Source organism: Akkermansia sp. BCRC 18949 (assembly GCF_045011645.1).
GTDB lineage: Bacteria > Verrucomicrobiota > Verrucomicrobiia > Verrucomicrobiales > Akkermansiaceae > Akkermansia > Akkermansia massiliensis.
The window spans coordinates 2,729,533-2,752,921 of the sequence record NZ_CP123619.1 but is presented as its reverse complement, the minus strand read 5'-3'; the positions used below and the strand labels follow the sequence as shown (position 1 = coordinate 2,752,921).

Annotated in this window: 20 protein-coding genes; 10 read left to right on the top strand and 10 right to left on the bottom strand. The window is 59.4% G+C overall.

Translation table 11 applies throughout. The features are described 5' to 3' along the window. The first annotated feature begins 722 nt into the window (after positions 1-722). The 3 genes from P8A25_RS11570 to P8A25_RS11560 all read left to right on the top strand — a co-directional run bounded on the left by P8A25_RS11570 (position 723) and on the right by P8A25_RS11560 (position 4,203). Positions 723-1,718, top strand: a complete 996-nt coding sequence (locus P8A25_RS11570; protein WP_146017926.1) for a hypothetical protein — start codon at positions 723-725, stop codon at positions 1,716-1,718. Positions 1,719-1,739: 21 nt separating this feature from the next. Further along, a complete protein-coding gene (locus P8A25_RS11565) occupies positions 1,740-2,999 on the top strand; it encodes an NAD(P)/FAD-dependent oxidoreductase (protein WP_022395901.1) in 1,260 nt (419 codons plus the stop codon). A gap of 313 nt (positions 3,000-3,312) precedes the next feature. Next, positions 3,313-4,203 (top strand): hypothetical protein, encoded by an 891-nt coding sequence (locus tag P8A25_RS11560; RefSeq protein WP_022395900.1) that lies wholly within the window; start codon positions 3,313-3,315, stop codon positions 4,201-4,203. A 99-nt stretch (positions 4,204-4,302) separates the two neighbouring features. On the opposite strand, the gene P8A25_RS11555 is transcribed toward P8A25_RS11560, so the two are convergent. Further along, positions 4,303-5,961 carry a sulfatase gene (locus P8A25_RS11555; protein ID WP_022395899.1) on the bottom strand — a complete coding sequence of 553 codons (1,659 nt, stop codon included), beginning with the start codon at positions 5,959-5,961 and terminating at the stop codon, positions 4,303-4,305. Positions 5,962-6,048: 87 nt separating this feature from the next. Between P8A25_RS11555 and P8A25_RS11550 the strand changes: the two genes are divergently transcribed. After that, a complete protein-coding gene (locus tag P8A25_RS11550) occupies positions 6,049-7,947 on the top strand; it encodes an ATP-dependent DNA helicase RecQ (protein WP_022395898.1) in 1,899 nt (632 codons plus the stop codon). A 3-nt stretch (positions 7,948-7,950) separates the two neighbouring features. On the opposite strand, the gene P8A25_RS11545 is transcribed toward P8A25_RS11550, so the two are convergent. Genes P8A25_RS11545 through nadB form a run of 4 tightly spaced genes read right to left on the bottom strand, consistent with a single transcriptional unit; the run spans position 7,951 to position 12,990 of the window. After that, the gene (locus tag P8A25_RS11545; RefSeq protein WP_022395897.1) at positions 7,951-9,138 is read right to left on the bottom strand and encodes a glycosyltransferase; all 1,188 of its coding nucleotides are present in this window, start codon (positions 9,136-9,138) and stop codon (positions 7,951-7,953) included. Next, the gene (locus tag P8A25_RS11540) at positions 9,135-10,343 is read right to left on the bottom strand and encodes a glycosyltransferase family 4 protein (RefSeq protein ID WP_290531458.1); all 1,209 of its coding nucleotides are present in this window, start codon (positions 10,341-10,343) and stop codon (positions 9,135-9,137) included. The genes P8A25_RS11545 and P8A25_RS11540 overlap by 4 nt, the downstream gene beginning before the upstream one ends. A gap of 17 nt (positions 10,344-10,360) precedes the next feature. After that, on the bottom strand, positions 10,361-11,392 hold the full coding sequence (locus P8A25_RS11535) for a hypothetical protein (protein WP_215442355.1): 1,032 nt from the start codon (positions 11,390-11,392) through the stop codon (positions 10,361-10,363). Continuing rightward, on the bottom strand, positions 11,386-12,990 hold the full coding sequence (nadB, locus tag P8A25_RS11530) for an L-aspartate oxidase (protein WP_022398215.1): 1,605 nt from the start codon (positions 12,988-12,990) through the stop codon (positions 11,386-11,388). Before nadB ends, P8A25_RS11535 begins: the two co-directional genes overlap by 7 nt. Before the next feature lie 106 nt (positions 12,991-13,096). Between nadB and rlmB the strand changes: the two genes are divergently transcribed. The 3 genes from rlmB to P8A25_RS11515 all read left to right on the top strand — a co-directional run bounded on the left by rlmB (position 13,097) and on the right by P8A25_RS11515 (position 15,381). Further along, positions 13,097-13,684 carry a 23S rRNA (guanosine(2251)-2'-O)-methyltransferase RlmB gene (gene rlmB / locus P8A25_RS11525; protein ID WP_022398214.1) on the top strand — a complete coding sequence of 196 codons (588 nt, stop codon included), beginning with the start codon at positions 13,097-13,099 and terminating at the stop codon, positions 13,682-13,684. 33 nt (positions 13,685-13,717) lie between these two features. Next, complete coding sequence (locus tag P8A25_RS11520) at positions 13,718-14,539, top strand: metallophosphoesterase (protein ID WP_022398213.1); 822 nt, start codon at positions 13,718-13,720, stop codon at positions 14,537-14,539. A 434-nt stretch (positions 14,540-14,973) separates the two neighbouring features. Beyond that, positions 14,974-15,381 carry a metal-dependent transcriptional regulator gene (locus P8A25_RS11515; RefSeq protein ID WP_022398212.1) on the top strand — a complete coding sequence of 136 codons (408 nt, stop codon included), beginning with the start codon at positions 14,974-14,976 and terminating at the stop codon, positions 15,379-15,381. Between the two features lie 60 nt (positions 15,382-15,441). Here the strand turns inward: P8A25_RS11515 and P8A25_RS11510 are convergent, their stop codons facing one another. Further along, positions 15,442-17,538, bottom strand: a complete 2,097-nt coding sequence (locus tag P8A25_RS11510) for a heavy metal translocating P-type ATPase (RefSeq protein WP_102721210.1) — start codon at positions 17,536-17,538, stop codon at positions 15,442-15,444. Between the two features lie 124 nt (positions 17,539-17,662). Next, positions 17,663-17,893 carry a hypothetical protein gene (locus tag P8A25_RS11505; RefSeq protein ID WP_022398210.1) on the bottom strand — a complete coding sequence of 77 codons (231 nt, stop codon included), beginning with the start codon at positions 17,891-17,893 and terminating at the stop codon, positions 17,663-17,665. A gap of 300 nt (positions 17,894-18,193) precedes the next feature. Between P8A25_RS11505 and P8A25_RS11500 the strand changes: the two genes are divergently transcribed. Both P8A25_RS11500 and P8A25_RS11495 read left to right on the top strand, forming a co-directional pair. Continuing rightward, entirely contained in the window at positions 18,194-18,397 is a 204-nt protein-coding gene (locus P8A25_RS11500; RefSeq protein ID WP_022398209.1) for a hypothetical protein, read from the top strand. Positions 18,398-18,439: 42 nt separating this feature from the next. Continuing rightward, positions 18,440-19,759 (top strand): carbohydrate porin, encoded by a 1,320-nt coding sequence (locus P8A25_RS11495; RefSeq protein WP_215442354.1) that lies wholly within the window; start codon positions 18,440-18,442, stop codon positions 19,757-19,759. Between the two features lie 166 nt (positions 19,760-19,925). Here P8A25_RS11495 and P8A25_RS11490 read toward each other — a convergent pair whose 3' ends face one another. Further along, positions 19,926-20,111 carry a hypothetical protein gene (locus P8A25_RS11490; protein ID WP_102721212.1) on the bottom strand — a complete coding sequence of 62 codons (186 nt, stop codon included), beginning with the start codon at positions 20,109-20,111 and terminating at the stop codon, positions 19,926-19,928. 255 nt (positions 20,112-20,366) lie between these two features. Here P8A25_RS11490 and P8A25_RS11485 point away from each other — a divergent pair, with 255 nt between their 5' ends. Continuing rightward, the gene (locus P8A25_RS11485; protein WP_022398206.1) at positions 20,367-20,774 is read left to right on the top strand and encodes a hypothetical protein; all 408 of its coding nucleotides are present in this window, start codon (positions 20,367-20,369) and stop codon (positions 20,772-20,774) included. 89 nt (positions 20,775-20,863) lie between these two features. Here P8A25_RS11485 and P8A25_RS11480 read toward each other — a convergent pair whose 3' ends face one another. Both P8A25_RS11480 and feoB read right to left on the bottom strand, forming a co-directional pair. Continuing rightward, on the bottom strand, positions 20,864-21,055 hold the full coding sequence (locus P8A25_RS11480; protein WP_102721214.1) for a FeoB-associated Cys-rich membrane protein: 192 nt from the start codon (positions 21,053-21,055) through the stop codon (positions 20,864-20,866). Positions 21,056-21,087: 32 nt separating this feature from the next. Then, complete coding sequence (gene feoB / locus P8A25_RS11475; protein ID WP_215442353.1) at positions 21,088-23,349, bottom strand: ferrous iron transport protein B; 2,262 nt, start codon at positions 23,347-23,349, stop codon at positions 21,088-21,090. Positions 23,350-23,389 lie beyond the last annotated feature (40 nt).

The following is a 23,389-nucleotide window of genomic DNA, read 5'->3' as shown; positions in this document are numbered from 1 at the left end:
AACGTTTCCCCTTGAACACACCACTGCCGGAGAAAAGAAGAAGCCGGTTCCGGAACGCAGGGAGGAATTCGGGAAAATTAAAGTAGCACCGGCTTGTTTCCTGCTGGTATCATGCGGCTTGCTTGCAGGCTTAAAACAGCCCTGTTTCACGGGCGGGTTTGAAATCCGGTGAGACTCTGCAGTCCGGAAAAGTTATGCTCCGGGATGGTGGGCGCAAATCCTGAATCAACGCTCCATCAGTTCTTTTTCACGGGTGCATGTCGCCTGGGAGCCAGGGCCTCCCGGGCCTGATGGACATTCCCTCCGGAGCGCAGAGACGGTTATGCAAGCAAGAGCTTACGCCATGCTCCGGAAGGGGTTTCAGCCACGAGAGGCCGGAATCTTCCGTTCCCGGGAGCCGGAGCCGCAGCTTCGCCGTTCATCACCGTCGCGCCGTTCCCGTTCCTGCCTGCGCCATTTTTTTGTGTTATACCCTCCCGGCTTTTTTGAAATGAAAAGAAAGCTTATTTACGTCAAGAACGGCCTCTGTCGATGCCGGAGTATTGGCAAACGGAATTTTCCGAAAATGTTTTTCTTTCAAATGTGCAGGCTTGACCCCGGATTTCAAATCCGTAATGTATTCATGAAGCCGTTTTAATGGCGCATGCTCCCAGGGTGCAATCCATGTTTTTCCAATGCCTTCCGTTGAAGGGCGCGGGTTGCTCCCCTACATCAAACGTACCATGGATACTTCTTCCCGGAAAACGGCTCTCGTTGTGTTGTTCAACCACCAGTATGACCGCAACATTCCGGTAATCAGGGAGATTTATTCAAGGCGTTTTTCCGGGCTGCTTCAATTAATGCCCTATTACAGGGGGGACGCTCCGGACGTATGTTCCGTATTCGGCAATTCATTCCAGTTTTATAATTATATTTTACAGGCCCGGGAAAGAATCAGGAATCTGGATGGCGATTATATTCTCATCATCGGAGACGACCTGCTCCTGAATCCCCGGTTTGACGAGTTTTCCACGCCGTCCCTGCTGGGAATCCATGGGGAGGATACGTGCTACCTGGACGGTTTTGTGGATGTCTCCCTGCCGGTGTGCTACCGTGGAACGGTGGAGGCCCACCGTTTTTCCACGGCTCCCGCCGGCATTGATGCGGACAGCGTCAACAAGAATGTTCCGCCGTACGGGGAAGCCCGTCAGATTTTGAAATCCAGGAACCTCATGCAGCATGACGAGCTGTCCCGCGTGCGCATGTTCCTGCCCAAGTGGAATCCCGGCGGCGGCATTCATGCCAACTGGAAGGTGCTGAAGGGCAGAATCTGGCATCTGCTGAACCACTGGAAGCACCGGATCAAAAAGTACCGGTATTCCTATCCCGTCGTCTTCGGTTATTCGGACATCGTGTGCATTCCGAAAGGGAAGTTTGACGATTTTTGCCGCATCCTTGAGGTATTTTCCGCATGGAACATGTTTGTGGAGCTTGCTATTCCCACAGCCTTGCAGCTCCTTCCCGGAACGCGGCTGGCTACGCTGGAAGACACGCAGTACAAGTCCGGAAACGTCTGGTTCCCGCAGGATCCGGAACATTTTGAGGCCATGAACGCCGTCATTGACGGGCTGGTGTCCTCTTCCGGCGGAGACCTGGGCAAATTGCTTGCCTCCTTTCCGCAGGAATACCTGTACCTCCATCCCGTGAAATTGTCCAAATTCGGTGCGCGTGGTCTTTAATCCATTGATTTTCTTTATTCCATGATGAAATATGCTGTGATCGGAGCCGGAGTTTCCGGATTGTCCATGGCCGGAATGCTCTTGAAAAAGGGGTATGAGGTGGTGGTTTACGAGAAGGACAGCCGCCCCGGCGGCCTAGTCAAGTGCGCGGAGGTGCAGGGCAATTTGTACCACCTGGTAGGCGGTCATGTGTTCAATTCCCGGCGGCAGGAGGTATTGGACTGGTTCTGGTCCCGGTTTGACAAGGAGCGTGATTTTGTTTCCGCCCGCCGCCGTGCCGTCATTTCCCTGGAGGGCGGGGCTGTGGTGGATTATCCCATTGAGAACCATCTCGACCAGTTTCCGGAGGCCGTCCGTTCCTCCATTGTCCATGAACTGCTGGAGCTTTACAGGAATCCCCCTGCGAAACCCAGTTTCCTGGGAGAATTTTTCCGGAACCGTTTCGGGAAGACCCTGAACGACCTTTATTTCACGCCCTACAACAACAAGGTGTGGCGGCAGGACATCAACGGAATCGCCATGGACTGGCTGGAAGACAAGCTGCCCATGCCGACCGTGGCGGAAATCCTGTTGAATAACATTGGTCGCGTCAATGAAAGCGCCATGGTGCACAGCTCCTTCTTTTATGCAAAGCGCGGCGGCTCCCAGTTCCTGGCGGATACGCTGGCGCGCGGCCTGAAGGTCAGGTACCGGGCGGAGGCTGCGGACATCCGTGCGCAGGATGGAAAATGGCTCGTGCAGGGAGAATTGTTTGACCGGGTTGTTTTTACAGGGAATGCCAGGCAGCTTGCGGACTGCTTTCCCGGCGTGGATGAACTCCGTCCGTTCCTTCCCCAAATTTCGGCATTGCGCTCCCACGGCACCACCTCCGTGCTGTGCCGGATTGACCCCAACGGCTATAGCTGGATTTACATGCCCTCCCCGGACCACCGTTCCCACCGCATCATCTGCACGGGGAATTTTTCCAGGAACAACAATAACGGAGACATTACCACCGCCACCATTGAGTTTTCCGAGCAAATGACGGAAGAGGAAATCAGGCGGCAGTTGGAGCTTATTCCCTTTTCACCCTCCTACCTGGCCCATCACTGGGAGGAATACACCTATCCCGTGCAGGATGCGTCCAGCCGCGCCCTGATCCGGGAGCTGAAGGAGCGCCTGGAACCCAGGGGCATTTACCTGCTGGGGCGTTTTGCGGAGTGGGAATATTACAACATGGATGCGGCCATCGGCGCCGCCATGGACCTGGACAAGAGGCTGGACGCGGAGCTTCAGCCATAAGGGCGCCCCCCGCGGACGCGGGAATATAAGAAAGACTTTTATCGGCAAGTATCCGGCCAACGCTGTGGATTGTTAATCCGCTGTCAATGGAAAATTTTAACGGAGAACGAATTCCAGATATTTGACGTGTAATAAAAAAGATTTTCCATCATCCCCGTAGGATGGCCTGAACAGACAACTTTTTCAGGGTTATATTTTTACAGGTCCTCTTTTATTTTCTCCAAACAAGCGGATTAACAACTCGCTAGAAAGGGCGTGCAGAAAGCATGGCCCATGTTCTACCCGGCCATGCGTTTACCCGGAATCAACGCGCATGGCTATTCGTTATTGTTCTTTCGCGACACGCGGCTACCGCTGGCGGCAGTGGATGCGGATGACAAGTTTAAAGCTGGCGGAGCCTTCCGTGGAATTGTCTTTCTGGAATCTTGGCCGCCTGCTGTCCGCAGGCATCAGGCGCGAAGTGCCCTGGTTTGACCCTCATTTGCATGGGGCTGGTTACTGGTGCTGGAAACCCTTCATCATGCTCAGGGAACTGGAAAGCCTGCAGGAAGGGGACTATTTGCTTTACACGGATGCGGGGCGTCCGCCGGGAACGCTTTTCCGCCATTCAGTACAGCCTCTTGTCCAATGGCTGGAGGAGAAGGGGCAGGATATCCTGCCGGGAGTGAATATCTCCTATTACACGGGAGATTTGTCAAGGTGGTGCAAGCAGAGCGTTTTTGACGCATTGAATCTGGATATCAGGGATTTCGAGCATAGCCCCCTGATTCAGCCGACTCCGTGTTTCCTGAAAAAATCGGAAGAAAGCGTCCGGATTCTTCGTGAATGGATGGAACTATGCCGGCAGTTCAGCCTGGTGTCTTCCCCGACTCCGGAGGAAAAAAGCCGCTGCCGTGACAATTTTGCGGACCATACGCATGACCAGACGCTGTGGTCGCTTGTTGCGGCCATGAACCATCTGGATTGCCTTTATTCCGGGAAGGGAGTCATCCATCTTGACGGGAGGCAGCCCTTTTTACGGCACCCCGGATTTGATGATAAGGATCCGGACTTCTTTTTGGGAGAGCTTGGAGCGGAGAGGGTGGAAAGGCCTTTGCTTACCTTTCTCTCCGGCGTTCACCAGGGGATTGCTTTTTGCGAGAAGGCCGTGAATAAATTGTCCAAGATCGCCGGATTGGGGCCCCTCAAAGGTTTTTACGGGTAAGGCCGGGGTGGAATAGCCGTTACCGGGGCGGGATACGCAGGGAATAAAAAGGCGCCGGAATCTTCCGGCGCCTGGGAAAAGTTCCGCTGGAACGGCTTCCTACCAGGAAGCGTCAAATTTGGGGATGGGCGTTCCCTTTCCTCCGGGGCAGTTTTCCGGTACCTTGTACGCCTTGCGGAGTTCGTTGTAGCGCTTCTTGAGCTGTTCCACGGTGGACTTGTAGGCGGGATCGTCAATGACGTTCTTCATCTGCATGGGGTCCTTCTTCATGTCAAAGAGCATCCATTCGTCACTGGTCCAGATGTAGGAGAGCGTGTAGCGGTCCGTCCGGATGCCGTCGTGGCGCGGGGCGTTGTGTTCGCCGGGATTCTCGTAGAAACAGTAGTAGATGGCGTCCCTCCAGTTGTCCGGCTTCTTGCCCGTGAAGGCCGTGGGAAGCAGGGAAACGCCCTGGAAGGTGCTCATGTTTTCCGGGGTGTCTGCTCCTGCCGCGGAAACGATGGTGGGAGCGTAGTCGATGTTCTGCACCATGGTGGTGTTGCGGATGCCCGCGGGAATTTTGCCGGGCCATCTCATGATGAGGGGCATGCGGAGCGATTCCTCAAAAATCCAGCGCTTGTCGTACATGCCGTGTTCGCCCATGTAGAAGCCCTGGTCGCCGCAGTAGATGACCAGCGTGTCTTTGGAAAGGCCTTCCTTGTCCAGGTATTTCATGAGGCGTCCGATGCTGTCGTCCACGGAAAGCAGGCAGCCCAGGTAGTCTTCCATGTAGGCGTGCCATTTCCATTCCGCGAAGGCTTTCGGGTCTTTCAGCTTCCCGGATTTCATGCCGTCCACCAGGGACTTGGTGCGCTTGGCGTAGTAGTTCGTCCAGGTTTTCTTTTCTTCCGGGGTCATACGGTTCAGTTCGCCCAGGTCCCAGCCGTAGCCGGGGGAGACGATGCTCTTGCGCATGTCTTCCGGCACCTGGTCCTTGAGCACCTTGAGGTCAGAATAAATCGCCATGTGCCTGGCTACGGTCTGCTGGTTTTTCTTCAGGAATTCCGGGCGGTTGGCGTAGTCGTCATGGAAGTTGGCGGGCGGCGTCAGCTTGGACGTGTTTACCTTGCCCAGATGGCGCAGGGCGGGGCACCAGGCGCGGTGAGGAGCCTTGTGGCCTACGACGAGAAGGAAAGGCTTGTCCTTGTCCCGGTTTTCCAGCCATTGGATGGATTTGTCCGTGACCACGTCCGTGGCGTAGCCGGGGAAGCGCTTCGTCTGGCGCTTCCCGTTCGGCTTGAGGCTGATGAAATCCGGATTGTAGTAACTGCCCTGGCCGGGGAAGATTTCCCACGTGTCAAAGCCGGTGGGGTCTGATTCCAGATGCCATTTGCCGAACAGGCCCGTCTGGTAGCCGGCTTTTTGCAGCATCTTCGGGTAGGTGGGCTGGGAGCCGTCCAGCGGCCTCTGGCCGTTGAAGACGAAGCCGTTCATGTGGGAGTGTCTTCCGGTCAGGATGCAGGCGCGGGAGGGTCCGCACAGGGAGTTGGCGCAGTAGCTGCGGTCAAAGACCATGCCTTGCCTGCCCAGCTTGTTGAAGTTGGGCAGCGAGACGGGGGAATCGTTCTTGGAGGTGCCCAGCGTCTGGTAGGCGTGGTCGTCCGTGATGATGAAAAGGATGTTCGGCTTTTTATTCCCCGCAGCCTTGGTCTGGGCTGTGAGGGGAGCTGCCGCCAGCAGGACCAGAGTTCCGGCAATGATGGTTTTCAAAGGTCTCATATTGCATGGAGGATATAGGATGAAGCCACCGTGTCAATGTCATAGGATTCCTTTTGCCGGGATTTTCCGTTATGATATCATTTTCCCATGCATTCCTCCCCGTTGGAAGACACGCTGCGTTTGTTCGGCAAGGAGCGGTTCCGCCCCATGCAGCGGGAGCTGATGGAGTGCGCGCTGGCGGGTCGGTCCTGCATCGGCATTTTGCCTACGGGTTCCGGCAAGAGCCTTTGTTACCAGATTCCGGCAGTGCTGGGAGACGGGGTGACGGTGGTGGTTTCCCCGCTGATCGCCCTGATGCGAGACCAGGTGGCCGGGCTGGAAAAGCTGGGCGTGGCCGCGGCCAGGTATGATTCCTCCCTGGCGGAGGAAGAGAAGGGCGCCCTGCTGGACAGCCTGAAGTCCGGGGCCGTCCGCCTGCTGTTCGCCGCGCCGGAGTCTCTGGAATCCCCGTGGATGCGGCAGGCCATGGAGTTTGTTTCTCCCGGCTTGTTCGTGGTGGATGAGGCGCACTGCCTCTCGGAGTGGGGGCACAGTTTCCGCCCGGATTACCTGGGGCTTCCCGTTTTTTTTAAAAAGCATGGGTTCCGGAGCGTTATGGCCCTGACGGCCACGGCTACGGAACGGGTGTGCCGCGACCTGGCCGCCCTGTTTGACGTGCAGGAGGACTGCATCTTCCGCGCCGCGCCTTACCGGGCGAATATTTTCCGCCAGGCGGAAGTGCTGAAGGAGCAGGATAAAACCGCGCGGCTGGTGCAGTTTTTGAAAGAGGACGGCCACCGTCCCGCCGTGGTGTACATCCGCACCCGGAAGGATGCGGAGAATCTTTCCTATGAACTGGGGAAGGCCGGTTTTTCCGTCAAGTCCTACCATGCGGGCATGCCGCCGGAAACGCGGGGGCTGGTTCAGGATGAGTTCCTGGCGGGGGCGGCGGACGTGCTGGTGGCGACGATCGCCTTCGGCATGGGAATTGACAAGCCGGACGTGCGCTCCGTGGTGCATTACCATCCCCCCGCCAGCCTGGAGGCGTATGTGCAGGAATCCGGCCGTGCCGGGCGCGACGGGCTGCCTTCCTTCAGTCTGGTGATGCTGTCCGGGCGCGACGGCGTGGCCGTGGTCAACCGCCTGCATGCGGCGGAGCCGGAACGCCATGGCGTAAAAGGGCTGGCGTCCCTGCTGTCCCGGAGGGGAGAGCATATTGTGTCCCTGTATGAGGCCTCCGCGGTCCATGACTTGCCGGATGTGGCGGTGGACCGGATGCTCTTTGACCTGAAGCGTTCCGGTTCCGTCCGGGAACAGGGCATGGGGTACAAGTATTACAAGGTGCGCCCCCTGTTCCGGATGGAGGAAATCCTGTGCGGCCGCGATGGGGAGGAACGTTCCCGGCTGCAATGGATGGACGGCCACCGGGAGGGGGAAGTGGAGGCTCTGGCCGCGGAATGGGGGATTTCCTGGGAAGAAGCCGGCGCATGGCTTGACGAGCTGGTCCTTTCCGGGGAATGGAAGGTGGACCTGCGCCAGACAGCCCTTCACTTGCATTCGGAAGGGTTTGATGCGGAAGAAGCCGCGGAGGAATTCGCGCAGTATTTTTCCCGGTCCCGGCTGAACGGGCTGGAACGCTGGAAAACGTGCGTTTCCACGCTGACGTCTTCCGCCTGCCTCAACAGGAGCCTGGACGCCTACTTCGGCTTCCGGGAGCCGTCCGGACCCTGCGGGCATTGTCCGGGGTGCTGCGGCGCAGTACCTGCGGAGATGGAATTGGAGGACCCCGGACCGCTTCCGGAAGAACTGCGTTCCGCCGTCATGGAGCTGGCGGCGCAGAGGAAGCCCGCGCTGGCCCGCCCTTCCCAGTTGACGCGTTTTCTGCTGGGGCTGGCTTCTCCGGCGGCCATGCGCGCGCGGCTGTGGGGGCACCCCCTTTACGGGACGCTGGCGGACAGAAGCTGGGAGGACGTGTGGATAGAGGCCCGCGCCCTGTTGGGGAATTAGCGGTCAGCTGCCGCCTTTGGCGGCCTCATAAGCGGCAATGATGCGCTTGCAGGAGTTTTCCGCATGCAGCAGGGAGCACCAGTAGCGGGAAATTTCCTCCGGGCTGCGTTTTCCTTCATCCCAGGCGCGGATTTCCTCCAGCAGCGCCCCGGAGACGCTTTCCGGGGTGTCTTTTGGGCTGAGCGTGCCGGAATCATGGGAAACGTACCATTGCAGGCAGTTCAGCAGGGGCGTAAGGCGCGGACCAACGACGGAAGCCCCGGCGCAGAGCGCTTCCGCGGAGGCGACGTGCGTTCCCTCGGACCGGGAGGTGCAGAGGCTGATTCTGGCTTGGGAGTATTTCTTTTGCAGCTCCGCGTTGGGCAGGTAGCCGGCCAGGCGGATGCGGGCGCGGAGGTCTTCCGGAAGATTGCCGTGCCATTCCCGGAGGAGGGGAGGGATGTTCCCGTAGATTTCCGCTTCCCAGTGCGGTGCGCGGGGCAGGGCCTGTTCCAGCGTGGCCATCAGCAGGAAGGGGCGTTTGTAGAGAAGGTCGTCCCAGCGGCCCACGGCCATGATGATGTTGCGTTTCTCCCCGGCATAGCGGCAGGTGGAGGAAATGGGGTTGGGAATGAGGGCCAGTTTCCGGACGATGGATTTTCCGTAGAGCCATTCCCGGTCCTGAATGGATTTGACGGCTGCCGGCATGGGGAAGGCTACCATGTCCCCCTGGTCCAGGTGTTTTCTTCTTCCCCGGCTGGCCAGGTTCCAGGTGTGCTGTTTCAGCAGGCGCAGCAGGAAAAAGGCGGTGCCCCTGATTTTTCCGCGGGCGAAGACGTCCCTGGTCCACATGTTTTCCGCGATGGGGAGCCAGTATTGCCACGGAAAAAACAGTCCGGAGGAATCCATGTACACCACCAGGAAGATGCCCGCGTCATGGATGGCCCTGGCGATGGGAAGATATTTGCCCGTGCCCCAGGCGTACAGGACCAGTCCGTCAATGCCCAGGGATTTCCACCAGGCGGCGTCTTCCAGGTTGGCGTACTCCGTGCGGATGAGGTCGGGGTCGTCCCCCTCCTGGACGGGCGTGGGCATGATGGCCCTGCTTTCCAAGCCGATCCGCTGGAAGGCTTTGCAGAAAGCCCCGGAATCACGGGAAAAGAAGGTGTGGTCCCCTTTGAAGGGAACGGGAGTGCAGGTGTACCATTTCATGATGCCGTGATGTTGGGGGATTGACGGAAGAGGCGGAGTTCCTCAAGAAGGCTGCCCATGGACTGAAGCCATGCGGCGGGGGAATACGTGGAGGACAGGAGCTGCTGCCCGTGCGCGCCCATGGACGGCCAGCGTTCCTCTTCCTCCAGGGCGGTGCGCAGCGTTTCCGCCAGCGCGTCCGCGGAAGGTTCCCGGGCAATCCAGCCGTTCCGGCCGTGGCTGATGAGCTCCGGCAGGCCGCCGCGGGGGGTGACGATGACGGGCGTGCCGTGGAGCCATGATTCCAGGACGACCATGCCGAAGGTTTCCTCCCACAGGGAGGGCGCCACGGCCAGTCCGCAGGCGGCGCGCACGGCGCCCTGTTCCTCATGGGGAATGAACCCGGTCAGGCGGATGGATTCAAGGCGGCGGGAAGCGACGTAGCGCTCCAGTTCCCCGCGCAGGGGGCCGTCCCCCATCAGGTAGAGGGTGCGGCCGGGAGGGGCAAGGCGTTCCCACGCCTGAACCAGTGGGAGGACGCCTTTTTCCTGCGTAAGGCGTCCGGCGTAAAGAACGTCCCGGCGGGGGGTGGTTCGGCGGGGGGTGGTTTTTTGCCGGATGAAGTGGGGGATGACCCTGATTTTGTCCTCCGGTATTCCGGTTTGGATGAGGAGCTCCCGCTGGCGGCGGCTGACGGCGATGTAGGAGGAAAGGCGGTTCCAGGTGCCCATGCGGCGCGTTTTATATAGCGTAGCGGCCGCCAGGGCGGAATAGGCCGCGCTGCCGCGCCAGCAGGCGTGCAGGACGCCGGGAAGGTAGTTGCCGTTTTTACAGGAGAAGCAGGGGAAGCCGTCCCGGTAGAATACCCCGTTGAGGCATCCGGCGCGGTAGTTGTGCAGGTAGTGGATGACGGGAACGGATTGCTCCAGGGCCAGCCCGTAGACGCAGGGGGACATGGCCGGGAACGTGTTGTGGATGATCCACGCGTCATAGCGGTCTCTGCGCAGGCATTCGCGCAGCTTTTCCTCCACGTCCCTGTTGCGGAGCATGTAGCGCATTTTCGTCAGCGCGCCGTGGGGGCTCTGGAACAGCTCCGCGGTGGAATAGACAAAGGGGGTGACGTCCGCCACGGCACGCAGCTCTTCCGTGATGGCGCGGAAGCAGACTTCCTCCCCCCCCACGTCGCCGTAGCGGCTGAAAATATGTAGAATGCGTGGACGTTGCATGGCCGCGGCGGAACGGACTATCCCTGGAGTTCCCTCCTGAGCTTCTGGGGATCCTTCAACAGCTCCCTCTGGATGGCTTCCTGCTGCTGGCGCAGGCGGTCTTCCCGGGACTGGAGGGCTTTTCTCCCGGGGCCTACTTCGGAATTGACGAAGGGGTTGTTATCCCCCCATTTGGACCAGGGGCCGCGGGGGATGCGGTAGAATTCCACAAAGCGCCAGTGGACGACGGCCGTTCCGCCGGTGATGCCCAGGTAGTCGCGCACGGCGGGGGAGATGTCGATGCCCGCTCCCTTGTTCTGGGTGTTGACGGGGGGCTTGTCGCCGAAGACATAGGGCCAGTCTTCCGTGGTGAAGGGGCCGCAGTCCTCCCACTGGGCAAAGCAGGAGCGCTTGTTGTAGACGATCTGCACCCACCTGCCTTTGCAGACGGATTGCCCTTTCCCCGTGTATTCCCGGCGGAACCACGGGATGACGCGTGACGCCTCCGTCTTGTGCTCTCCCTTGCAAACGTCATTGTAGGGCAGCGCCACGTAAAAAGGATTTTGCCGGGGGACGAACGTTTTCGGGCGGAAGTCCACGGTGCGGCACACGGGGTCCGGATTGTCGAAACCGCCGAAGTTTTCCCGCCAGGCGGAGTCCCACGAGCTCTTGTGGTTGGCTACCGGGTTGCGCTCCGTGGAATCCTCCCCCACCCAGAAGACCGTGGCGGTGATATTGAGCCGCCAGGGATAGGTGCCGGGGCTCCGCCTGGCCGTCCTGGGAAGGATGCGGGGCTGGGGTGCCGGGCGTTTGCCGCCCGCGGCCGCGGCGGGCGATTTGACGATGACCCTGGGCAGCGGGTCCCGCTGCGTGGGGGTGATGATGACGGGGCCTTTGGGCCGTCCGGAGCTGTCCGCCAGGGCGCGGGTTGCGCTCCGGCCCGTCTGGATGTCCGCCCTGGCGGCCCCTGCCGGAGCCAGGGCCAGCAACGCAAGCAGGCATGCGGAAAGGAAGGAGTTCCCAGCGGAACCCTTCCGGAATGCCTGTTGACGTTGCCAGTGTTTTACCATCGGTGCAGTTGAGTGACGAAGCGGTGATCCAGCTTGCCGGGATAATCCGTGTTGAAGTGGAGCCCGCGGCTTTCATTGCGCCGCATGGCGCAGTCCACGATCAGGGAGGCCACCGCCACCAGGTTGCGCAGTTCCAGGATGTCCGGCGTGATGCGGTACCCCCAGTAGAAGTCCTTCACCTCCCGGTGAAGCATCCGGAGGCGCGTGGCCGCGCGGTCCAGCCTTTTGTTGGTCCGCACGATGGAGACATAATCCCACATCAGGCGGCGGATTTCATCCCAATTGTGATAGATGACGGAAAGTTCGTCCGGCAGGGCGGTATCCCCGTGGTGCCACGCGGGGATGTCGTAAGAAGTGGGGGCATCCTTTCTCAGCGGCTGGAGGGAGAGCATGGAGTCCAGCGCGCGCTTGGCGACCACCACGCATTCCAGCAGGGAGTTGGAGGCCAGGCGGTTGGCGCCGTGGAGGCCCGTGCACCCGGTTTCCCCGGCGGCGTAAAGGCCATCCAGGCTGGTCTGGCCGTTGACGTCCGTCAGGACGCCGCCGCACTGGAAGTGCGCTGCGGGAACGACCGGAATGGGCTCCCTGGCGGGGTTGATGCCGTAGCGGCTGCAGGTCTCGTAAATCAGGGGGAAGCGCTCCTGGACGAAGCCCTCCGGCTTATGGGAGATATCCAGATAGACGCACATGCTGCCCGTCCTCTTCATTTCCGAGTCCACGGCGCGGGCGGTAATGTCGCGCGGGGCCAGGGATTTGCGGGGATCGTACTTGTGCATGAATTCCTTCCCGTCCGCTCCGATCAGTACGCCGCCTTCGCCCCGCACGGCCTCGGAGATGAGGAAGGAGCGCGCTTCCGCTCCTTCCGCGCGGGTGTTGAAGAAGCAGGTGGGGTGGAACTGCACGAATTCCATGTTGGCGATGGTGGCTCCCGCGCGCCAGGCCATGGCTACGCCGTCCCCCGTGGCGGAATCATTGTTGGTGGTGTACAGGTACACGCGTCCGCAGCCGCCGGTGGCGAGCAGCACGCGGTCTGACCGGAAAATTTCCACTTCCCCGGAGGCGCGGTCCAGCACGTAGGCCCCAAGCACGCGGTCTTCCGTGACCAGACCTAGTTTGGTCGTCGTAATCAGGTCGATGGCGAAGTGGTCTTCCAGCAGTTGGATGTTGGGGTGGAGCTTGGCCGCCTCCAGCAGCTTGGAGGTGATTTCCAGGCCGGTGGCGTCCTTGGCGTGGAGGATGCGCCGCTTGGTATGGCCTCCCTCCCGGGCCAGTTCGTAATCCTCCCCCTGGTTGCCGGGGTCAAAATTGACGCCCCATTCCAGCAGTTCCCGGATGGCGCCGGGGCCTTCCTCCACAATGGTGCGTACGGCCTGTTCGTTGCAGAGGCCCGCGCCGGCGTCCAGCGTGTCCGCAATGTGGTCTTCAAAGGAGTCGTTGCGGTCCCAAACGGCGGCTATGCCGCCCTGCGCCTTGGCGGAACTGCAATCCAGAAATTTGCCTTTTGTAATGACGGCAACCTTGCCGTGTTCCGCCGCTCTCAAGGCGAAACTCAATCCGGCAACACCTGCCCCAATGACTAAAAAGTCGCTCGTCTTCATCTTGAATGGTACGGAACTGTAGCATAACGGAGACCCTCAAGTCACGCCCAATGATGGGGCGGCGGGGCATATTTGTCTGGAAAAGAAGCGTGAAACACGCTAATTCATGGGCATGAGACCCCAAGGGAACGAACAGGAGGCGCGCCGGAACAAGCATGTGCGCAGCGCTCCGGCCAAAATTGCCGTGAAGGCGCTGGGAGAGGATGTGCTGGACGGGATTCTGGACAAGTCCCCCAACCCCCTGCTGCTGATTCTGGACTGCGTGCAGGACCCCCACAACCTGGGAGCCATTCTGCGGACGGCGGACGGCGCGGGCGTGGATGCCGTAATCGCTCCGCGTGACAAGTCCGTGGGCATTACGGAGACCGTGCTGCGCGTCTCCGTGGGGGCGGCGGAAAAGGTGCCTTTCATCCAGGTGACCAACCTGGCGCGCACCATGAAGCAGCTCCAGGGCCGCGGCATCTGGATATTCGGCACCTCGGACAAGGGGGACCGCGACCTGTATGAAACGGATTTCACGGGGCCGGCCGCGCTGGTGATGGGCGCGGAAGGGGAAGGAATGAGGCGGCTGACGGAAGAGAATTGCGACTTCCTGATCAGGATTCCCATGAAGGGGAGCGTTCCGTGCCTGAACGTGTCCGTAGCTACGGGCGTGTGCCTGTATGAGATGGTGCGGCAGCGGCTGCGCTCCTGATTCCATGGTTGTTTTCCTCCTCCCTCCGCCCTTATGATTCAGGAACTTGACCTTGCTCCGGGGGAACGTGCCCGGTTCATTTCAGACGTCCACTTCGGCCATGCCAAGGCGCTGGCCCGGGAGCCGGAGGAACTGGCTTTCCTGCTGGAGGGGTGCACTCATCTGGTGGTGTGCGGGGACCTCAGTGAAACCCGTGAAAGCCCCTGCCAGGCGGAAGGGCTGGAAAAACGCGCCCGTTTCCTGCAAATGTGCCGGGATGCCGGAGTGCAGCCCGTGCTGCTGGCCGGCAACCATGACCCGGATGAGAAGGCCGGACTGCTGAAATTGCAGGGGGGACGCGTCTGCGCCCTGCACGGTCATGCCCTGTTCAAGGAGGTGGCCCCGTGGGGATGGGAATATTTGAAAAACAAGCAGGCCTCCCGTGAGCTGATTGCCGCGTTCCCGGAGGCGGATACGGATTTGCGGCGGCGGCTGGAACTGGCGCGCGCCATGAGCGTGCTGGTTCCCCCCATTTACACGCGTTCCGGGGCGTGCCGGAACAAGCTGGTGCGTTTTCTGGCGCATTCCGCCTGGCCGCCGGAGCGGCCCGCGCAGATTCTTCTGGCATGGCTGACGATGATGCGGCGCATGCGGAAATTCACGGAACGCTTTTTCCCGGAAGCGGAAGTCGTCATCTTCGGCCATCTGCACCGCCGTGCGGTGACCGGGAAAAGGGGAGGGCGGCTGTACGTCAATCTGGGCGCCTGCTTCCACCATGCCGAGTGCTGGGCGGCGGACGTGACGGCGGAGGGGGGCGTCTCCATCCGCAGCTATACGCCTGAAGGGTATGACGGTCCGGCGGTGGTTCTCCGCTGACCGCGTCCCGCAGAGGAAGGAAAAAAGGGAAGGGGAACGCGCCCGTGTTTAGGCGATAATGTGTTAGAGCACCGGATGACTAGTCCATACAGTTTGTGGACGCGTTCCCCAAGGAGTTTGGCCGCGCCTGTTTTCCCTTGTTGCCGGAGGGACAATTTTTCCCGGAGCATTTCAGGGCGCAGCCCCGGCAGCAGCAGGGGCGCGAGGCGGGAAAGAACCTGGAGAAGAAGGACTCCGTTCTGGCGGGAACGCCGCCGGAGCATTTTCTTCCGTTGTTTCTTTCCGGGTTTGGGCTGACCATGAATGAAAGTTAGTGTAATCTAACTTGTTTTGCAAGAAAAAAGTTTGTCTCACCTAATATTTTTCAAGAAGAGGTTGACTTGACCGGAGCTTGGGTTATTGTTTTTGTTAGTTAAACCTAATAAGCATCAGTCATGATACGCAAAAACTTTCCCTCCCTGGAGCTGAGCAACAGCCTGGAGGATTACATTGAGGCCGTCCGCAACATCGAGCTGGAAAAAGGGTGCGCCGCCGTAGGAGAGATCGCGGAGGCGCTGAACGTGAAGAAGCCTTCCGTCTCCCTGGCCATGAAGCAGTTGAAGGAACGCGGCCTGGTTGAATATACGCAGTATTCCCCCATTGTGCTGACCCGGGAGGGCCGTTATTACGCGGACCGGGTTATTTCCTGCCATACCATGGTGAAAGAATTCCTGATCACGGTGCTGAAGATGGAGGAGAAGCGCGCGGACGAAGTGGCCTGCGGCATTGAACACATCATGACGCTGGAGGAAATTTCCCGGTTCCAGCTCCTGACGGAGCATTGCCGGAAGAGCGGAGAATAGGAAGGCCCAGGACGTTTTTCAAAGGGATGGTTCATTTCCACATGAACCATCCCTTTCCTTTTACTGCGGAGTGCCAACCGGGGGCAGGCAGCGGCGCGTGCTGCGCGCGCTGACGTACACCGTGGAGGCATTGTGGAGGAATGCGGAAAGGGCCGGGGTAATCAGCCCGAACATGCCCAGCAGAATCAGGGAGGTGTTGAACCCGACGATGAAGCGGTAGTTGCGCTCTATTTTTTCAAGGACGGCGCAGCTTAGTTCCCTTAAAACCGCCAGTTCACTCAGGGAGCTGGACAGCAGGGAAATGTCCGCTACTTCACGGGCGATGTCGGAAGAATCCTTCATGGAGACGGAGACGTCCGCGCAGGAAAGGGCGGGGGAATCGTTGATGCCGTCACCCACCATGCACACCGTTCTTCCGGACTGCTTCAACTGCTGGATGAAGCGCGCCTTGTCCTCCGGCAGAACCTGGGAGCGGTATTCCGTGATGCCCAGCTGGCGGCTGATGGCGCGGGCGGCGGACTCGCTGTCTCCGGTGAGCATGATGATGGAGGAAATGCCCTGCCGCTTCAGCCGGGCGATCGTTTCCCTGGCTTCCGGCCTGGGAGGATCGCTGACGCCGATCATGCCGATCGCCCTGCGGCCTATGGCCAGGAAGATGTTGGATTTGCCCCTGGCGTGGCTGCGGATAGTCTGCCGCTGTTCTTCCGTGAGGGGGATGCCTTCATCTTCAAAAAGGAAGTGGTAGCTGCCCACGAGGACCTTCTTCCCATGCAGGCGGGAGGAGATGCCGTGGGCCACGATGTATTCCACCTCCGCGTGCTCTTCCTCATGGTGCAGGCCTTCCTCCAGCGCCTTGCGCACGACGGCCCGCGCCACGCTGTGGGGGAAGTGCTCTTCCAGGCAGGCGGCCGTTTTCAGGATGTATTCCCGGCTGCAGTCGCTCAGGGGGACAATCTGCGTTACCTGGGGGCAGGCTGAGGTCAGCGTGCCCGTCTTGTCAAAAACGATGGTGTCCGCCCTGGCGAACAGCTCCATGAATTTTCCGCCCTTGATCATGATCTTGCGCGCGGAAGCTTCCTTCATGGCGGAGATGACGGAAATGGGCGTGGCGAGCTTGATGGCGCAGGAATAATCCACCATCAGCACGGAGAGCGCCTTGGAGATGTTCCGGGTGAACAGGAACAGCGCCCCCGCCGTGAGCAGGGTGAGGGGAACGATGGAATCCGCGAGTTTTTCCGCCCGGCTCTGGATGCGGGCTTTCAATTCCTCCGAATGGTCAATCAGGGCGATGATGTTGTTGATGCGGGACTGGTCGCCCATGGCGTCCACCCGGATGACGAGGGAGCCTGTTTCCAGCGTGGTCCCGGCGAAGACGACGGAGCCTTCCTGCTTGGCTGCCGCTTCCGATTCCCCCGTCATGGCGGCCTGGTTCACTTCCGCCTCCCCGGACAGGACGGCGCCGTCCACAGGGATGACGTTGCCTGCGTCCACTCGGATCTTGTCCCCGGGCCGGATTTGTTCCATGGGAACCTGGCGCATGCCGTCCTTTTCCACCCTCCAGACCTGGTCCACGTTGATGCTCAGGCTGGCCGCAAGCGCCGCCCGGGTCTTCTTCCGCGTGTAATTTTCCAGCAGGTCTGAAATGGAAAGAAGGAACATGATGGAATTGGCCGTTCCGTAGGCCCTGGTGCCGATGGAGACCCCGATGGATACGGCGTCCAGAACCGCCACATTGAGCCTGCCGCTGCCCAGGCCCGCCATTCCGCGCCGGAAATAGGAGCCGTAATTCCAGAAAGCCTTGGCCATTCTGAGAGGGGGCGGCAGGAATAATTTGCAGAGCAGGAAGGAAGAAACTTTCCCGGCTATCTTAAGGGAAAAGGATTGGCCCAGTTTCCTGGCTTCCGCTCGTTCTTCCGGTTCATGGCTGCGGAGCGTTTCCGGCCTGAGCCTGTCCAGCGCGCGGAAAATGGTCTGGGGATTCGCCCCTTCGTACAGGATGAACACCCCCCCGTTGCAGGGAGTGGCCTTGACGGAGCTGACCCCTTTCAGCTTCAGGAGCCTGCATTCAATGCCGCAGGCCTGGTCATGGTTGAACATGCCGCGGCCGCAGCGCACCCGGAGCCTGCCGGGCGTATGGTGGATAACCTGATAGTGCATCGGTTTGGAAAAATGAAAAAGGGGGAAACGCCCTTCTCCGTGCGTTTCCCCCGTTGGAGGCTGCCCGTTCCGCCGGCGGAGAAGGAAACGGGCTGCCCCAGTATGATGATGAACAATGAGATTGTTACTGTTCCGGCTTGCGGTTTTCAGCGGCGGCCTCGTGGCACAAGTCCTGCGCTTCTTCACGGATATTGGCCAGTTGCTCCATGGCCTTCTGCTGGATGAGCATGGCTTTGGAAAGCCCCTGGACGGCCAATTTCCTGGTAGCGGGGCTTTTAACCACTTTCGTGCCGATGGCGGCGGCGATGACTCCGCCGACGAAGCCCCAGAGGCCCTTGTTGTTGATGTAACTCATGGTAATGTTTTTTGTTGGGTTCAGCCGGCCTTGGCGGCATGCAGCCGTTTCTTTCCCGGAAGGGTTGGATGATCTCCAATAGGCCTGCTTTTTTGTAACGTTCCGCAGGTTTCAGGTCAAGTTGAATTAGTTCCAACTAATTTTTTTACGGTACGTAAAATTATTTTAAAGATTTTTCAATACATTGATCATAAAAGAGGTATGAAACGTGCTTCATGGAAGGAGTTCCAAATTGGAAAAGGGCTAAGGGAGAAAAAGTGTTGACTCAATAGTTAGTTCTATCTAACTTTGCCGCGTTGCATGAACTTGACCCATACAGGACTTCACCGTTTCTTCCGCCGGATTTGCCGGTACCGGAAACTGGCCGGGCTTCTCGTCCGGCGTCCCAGATACCGCCTGCTCTGCGGGGACTGTGAGTTCTGTATGGGCGCATGCGGCAAAGCCGTGGATGCGCAGTCCGCCGCAGGCCGGGAGCAGGAATGCTCCTCCGCCATGGAAGGCTGAACATCCGCGATTGACGAGGAAGACTCAAGATACAGCATTACTATGAAGAAACGCTACATGATACCCGCCCTGCTGGCCTGCTCCGGCTTCTGCATGGCCGGTACGGCATCCGTAGCCACTACCGCCGCCGCTCCGGCTGCGGAAGAGGCTGAAGGCAAAGGTTCCATTCTGGACGACATCGACCTGTTCGGGGACGAATACGGCGATGAAAGCACGCCCATTCCGAACGATCTTCTGACCAGGGCCCTGACGGATCTGCATAAAGGCGCTTACGAGAAAGCCGGCTTCCAGTTTCTGGTGGAGCAGGCGTTCCTCTATACCAAGGGCCACCATGCGGCCGCGAACGAAGAGACTGCCGGTTCCAGCCAGAGCTGGTACAAATTCCACGCCCAGGCCGGGCTGCAGCTGTTCAAATCCAGCCGCAACCAGGGAACCTGGATCAAGAGCGAGCTCTCCGGCTCCGTGGCCCTGAACAGGCATACGCACCGCACCACGCTGGACGACTCCTGGGGCGCGAGCGGCCCCGCCAACTGCGACGTTTTTGAAGACGGCTACTTCTACCTGCCGGAACTCCTCCTTTCCCAGGGTTTCATGGACGGCCAGCTCGTCATCATGGGCGGCATGATCAACCAGACGAACTATTTTGACGCCAATACGTATGCCAACACCACCTTCGGACAGTTCGGCGGCGCTCCCTTCGTCAACAACCAGGTGCTTCCGCTGGGGGACTCCAACTTCGGGTTCGTGGGGCAGTACCAGTTCAATGAAAACTGGTTCATCCAGGTGGGCGGCAACATGATGGACAATGAACCCCGCCGCAACCCGTTCCACCACACGACCGGAAAATCCTTCAACCTGCTCGGTGAAATCGGCTGGACGCATGAAAAGGCCTTCGGCATCGGCACGGGCACGTACCGCCTGCAGCCGTTCATGTTCCATGCGGACGGCAAGAACCATGGAGGCGTGGCGTTCAACCTGGAACAGGACCTGGGCAGCAGCCCGTTCGCCCTGTTCGCCCGCGCCGGCTGGAGCAGCGCCGAATCAGGCAACATCTGCGGAGCGGAAGCCCAGGCGTCCGCCGGGGTCATTTTCAAGAAACCTCTGGAAGTCATGACCGGCTTGAAAGAAGCGGACGGCAACTTCTTCGGCGTAGGCTTCTCCGTGAGCAAGCCGGATGCCGACACGCTGGCGGAAACGCGGCCCGGGCATGACCGGGAAATGATTCTGGAATGCACGTACAGCTTCTCCATTACGCCGTACTGCCTCATCCAGCCTTCCTACCAGTATGTGAAGAATCCTTCCGGGCGGGATGACGTCAACTCCGCCAATATCTTCTCCGTACAATGCGTCGTCACGTTCTAGGCGGGAAATGTCCCGAATCTGTGGAAGCGCAATAATAATCAAGTCTTCCTTGTCCGTCTGCATGCAGAGAGCGGAATCCTGCGTGCAAGGGCATTGAAGGGGTCTGCATGACCTGGCGGCAACGTCGCATTCTCGATCAGGTAGGGGGTGCGGCGTTGCTTATTCTTTATCTCAAAGGAAGCGAGAGGCGCTTGAAACGCCTGTGTTCCTGAACCCCGTCATTCCGTTGTCCGGACTGGGGCGCTGCGGAAGAGGCCTGTACGGAGGAGGCCGGCGCCGTATTCCGCACCGGTTCCCTGCGGGCCGTATCCGCCTGACAGGAGGCTGCCAGCAGGCAGGCGGCTCCTATCATGATACATGTGTACTTGTTCATCATCTTATGTTGTGCGGCTGGTTGTAGCCGCTGATGGTTAGATTAGCACTTCTTCCCATCTGTTGAAAGTTCTTTGGTTTGACTAACAACAAGTTAGGTGAATTAAACACGAAGAAGAACGTTAAGGTCAGCGCCTTGCACGCTGCCGGATTTATGACAATTGATGACATTTCCGGCGTCAGGAAACATTTAAAACCATGTTGACTTGGATGGGAACTGTCTTAAACTGACAGAATGAGTAAGGTTCAATGGGAAATTTCAAATGATGAAGTGACCGACCGTGATACTGCTCTGCGCCGCTTGCAGGAGGGAACGACTGGCCATGTGGTATGCGCCCGTGACGGCGCGTGCCTCCAGTCCTACAAGGAAGCGGACGGCATCTACCACTGTGAAATCGTGTTCAAGACGGGCTCATGCTGCCCGCCGGTATTCGCCGCTCCGGAAGGGGTGACGGGGCAGGAGCTGGAAACGCTGTACGACCGTTTTGCCAGCGGTGACGACTTCTCCTTTGTGGAAAAGGAATGGGAGCCCCTGATGGCCGTGGAGTACCGCCACCGCCACAATGTGATGTGGTTCATCTTCCTGTTTATCGCGCTGGTGATTGCGGCCATGGCGGCGTACCAGCACGGCTGGATCGGTTAAGGAGGGAGCGCATGTGGCATGCGCAGAAGGAAAGAACCTGCAAACCGCGGGCGGTCTGCAGGTTCTGAAAGAAAGGGCTGAGACTGGGCTCAGTCCTGTTTTTCTTGATCGTCGTCGTGATGGTGGCCTCCGCAGCAACCGCCGCCGCTGCCGCAGCAGCTATCGCCGCCGTTGCCGCACCCGTCACAGTTGCCGCAGCACTTGCCGCGCTTGCTGAACGTTTTATACAGCGCGTAGGCCAGGGCCAGGAAAAGGAGGGTGGCAATGATATATGTTCCCATGTTGGTGAGGGGGTTAGGAGTGGGTATGAGGGTTATTTGGAGGATGCGGAGGGTTTCTTCACCACCAGGTAAATGAGGCCTAGCAGGAGCAATACGGCGAGCCCCTGCCCGATGCCGAAGGAAGCTTCCGCATAAAGCCATGCTCCCATCTGGTAAATCAGGAAGGCCAGGCAGTACGCCAGGGCGCACATGTAGCCGATGGCGAAGAAAGTCCATTTGGCGCTGTTCATTTCCCTTCTGATGGCTCCCATGGCGGCAAAGCAGGGGGCGCAGAGAAGGTTGAAAATCATGAAGGAGAAGGCGCTCAGGAACGTGAAGGCTCCCGCCTGGACCAGGCGGTCCCCGGTTTCCCTGATTTCAGCGTCTTCATCTTCCTCCTCTTCAGCGGCGGCTTCCTCGGCGGCAGCTTCTTCAGAGGCGCCCTCCAGGGATGCCTGGAGCTCCTGGCCGGCGGGGGACATTTCCTGCGTTTCGGCGGGTTCTTCCTCCGCCTCTTCCCCGGAACTGCCGTCCGCATACAGGACGCCGAAGGTGCCGACCACGTTTTCCTTGGCAATCAGTCCGGTGATGGTGGCCATGGTAGGTTTCCATTCGCCCCAGCCCAGCGGCTGGAAGACGGGTGCGGCCACGTTGCCGATGGAAGCCAGCATGCTGTCATTTTGCTCCACGGAATCAACCTTCCAGTTGTAGCTGGAAAGGAACCAGATCAGGGCGCTGGAAACGAAGATAACCGTCCCGGCTTTTTGCATGAAGGCCTTGCAGCGTTCCCACGCGTGGATGATGACGTTCTTCCAGGCGGGAACGTGGTAAATGGGAAGTTCCATGACGAAGGGGGTGGGATCCCCGGAGAACATGGCGGTCTTTTTCAGAATGAGGCCGGAAAGGATGATGGCGCCCACCCCGATGAAGTAGGCTCCCGGGGCCACCCAGGAATTTTCCGGGAAGAAGGCGCCTGCAATCAGGGCGATGATGGGCGTTTTAGCTCCGCATGGAATGAACGTGGTGGTCATGATGGTCATGCGCCTGTCCTTTTCATTCTCAATGGTGCGGGTGGCCATGATGCCCGGAACGCCGCAGCCCATGGAAACGAGCATGGGGATGAAGGACTTCCCGGAAAGGCCGAATTTGCGGAAAATGCGGTCCATGATGAAGGCCACGCGGGCCATGTAGCCGCAATCTTCCAGAATACCCAGGCACAGGAACAGCACCGCCATCTGCGGCAGGAAGCCTAGGACGGCCCCCACGCCGGCAATCACGCCGTCCTGAATCAGGCTTTCCAGCCACGGGGCGCAGTTGGCGCTTTCCAGCAGGCCGCCCACCCATTCCGGAACCCATTCCCCGAAGAAGGTGTCATTGGCCCAGTCCGTTCCCCATGCGCCCACCGTCTGGATGGAAATGTAATACACCGCCCACATGACGACGGCAAAGATGGGGAGGCCCAGCCAGCGGTTGGTGATGATGCGGTCGATCCTGTCGCTGCCCGTCAGGCTGCCGATGCCGGCCTTGACGACGGAATCCGCGGTAATGCGTGAAATGGAATTGTAGCGCTCGTTGGTGATGATGGATTCGCTGTCGTCATCCATCTCCTGTTCCATGGCTTCAATGATCCCGTTGATGCGGGACTGCTCCTCAGAGGTGAGCGCGAGCTGGTCCGCGACTTTCTGGTCCCTTTCAAAAACCTTGACGGCAAACCATTTTTTCTGCTGGTCCAGGCATTTGCCGGTGATTATTTCCCCTATTTCCCCGATGGCTTTTTCCAGACGGTCCGGGAAGTGCACGGCGCGCGGGGCCCGGGCATCCTCCGAGGTGGCCGTTTTTACGACGGCGTCCACCAGTTCACGGATTCCGGTCCCTTTCAGGGCGCTGATTTCCAGCACCTGGCAGCCGAGATCCCGGGAAAGCTTTTCCGTGTCAATGCGGTCGCCGCGCTTCCGGACAATGTCCATCATGTTCAGGGCGATGATGACGGGAACGCCCAGCTCGCAAAGCTGGGTGGTGAGGTAAAGATTGCGTTCCAGGTTGCTGCCGTCAACCAGGTTCAGGATGAGGGAGGGATGGTCCGTGACCAGGTAATTCCGGCTGACGACTTCCTCCAGGGTGTAGGGGGAAAGAGAATAAATGCCCGGAAGGTCTTCAATGATGATGTTCTTGTGGCCTTTCAGGCGGCCTTCCTTTTTTTCCACAGTAACGCCGGGCCAGTTCCCGACGTACTGGCTGGCGCCTGTCAGGGCGTTGAAGAGAGTGGTTTTTCCGCAGTTGGGATTGCCCGCCAGGGCGATGGTAATGTTGCTCATGGATGTTTCCTTGTCTTGATGTATGGGTGCGCCGTCTTGC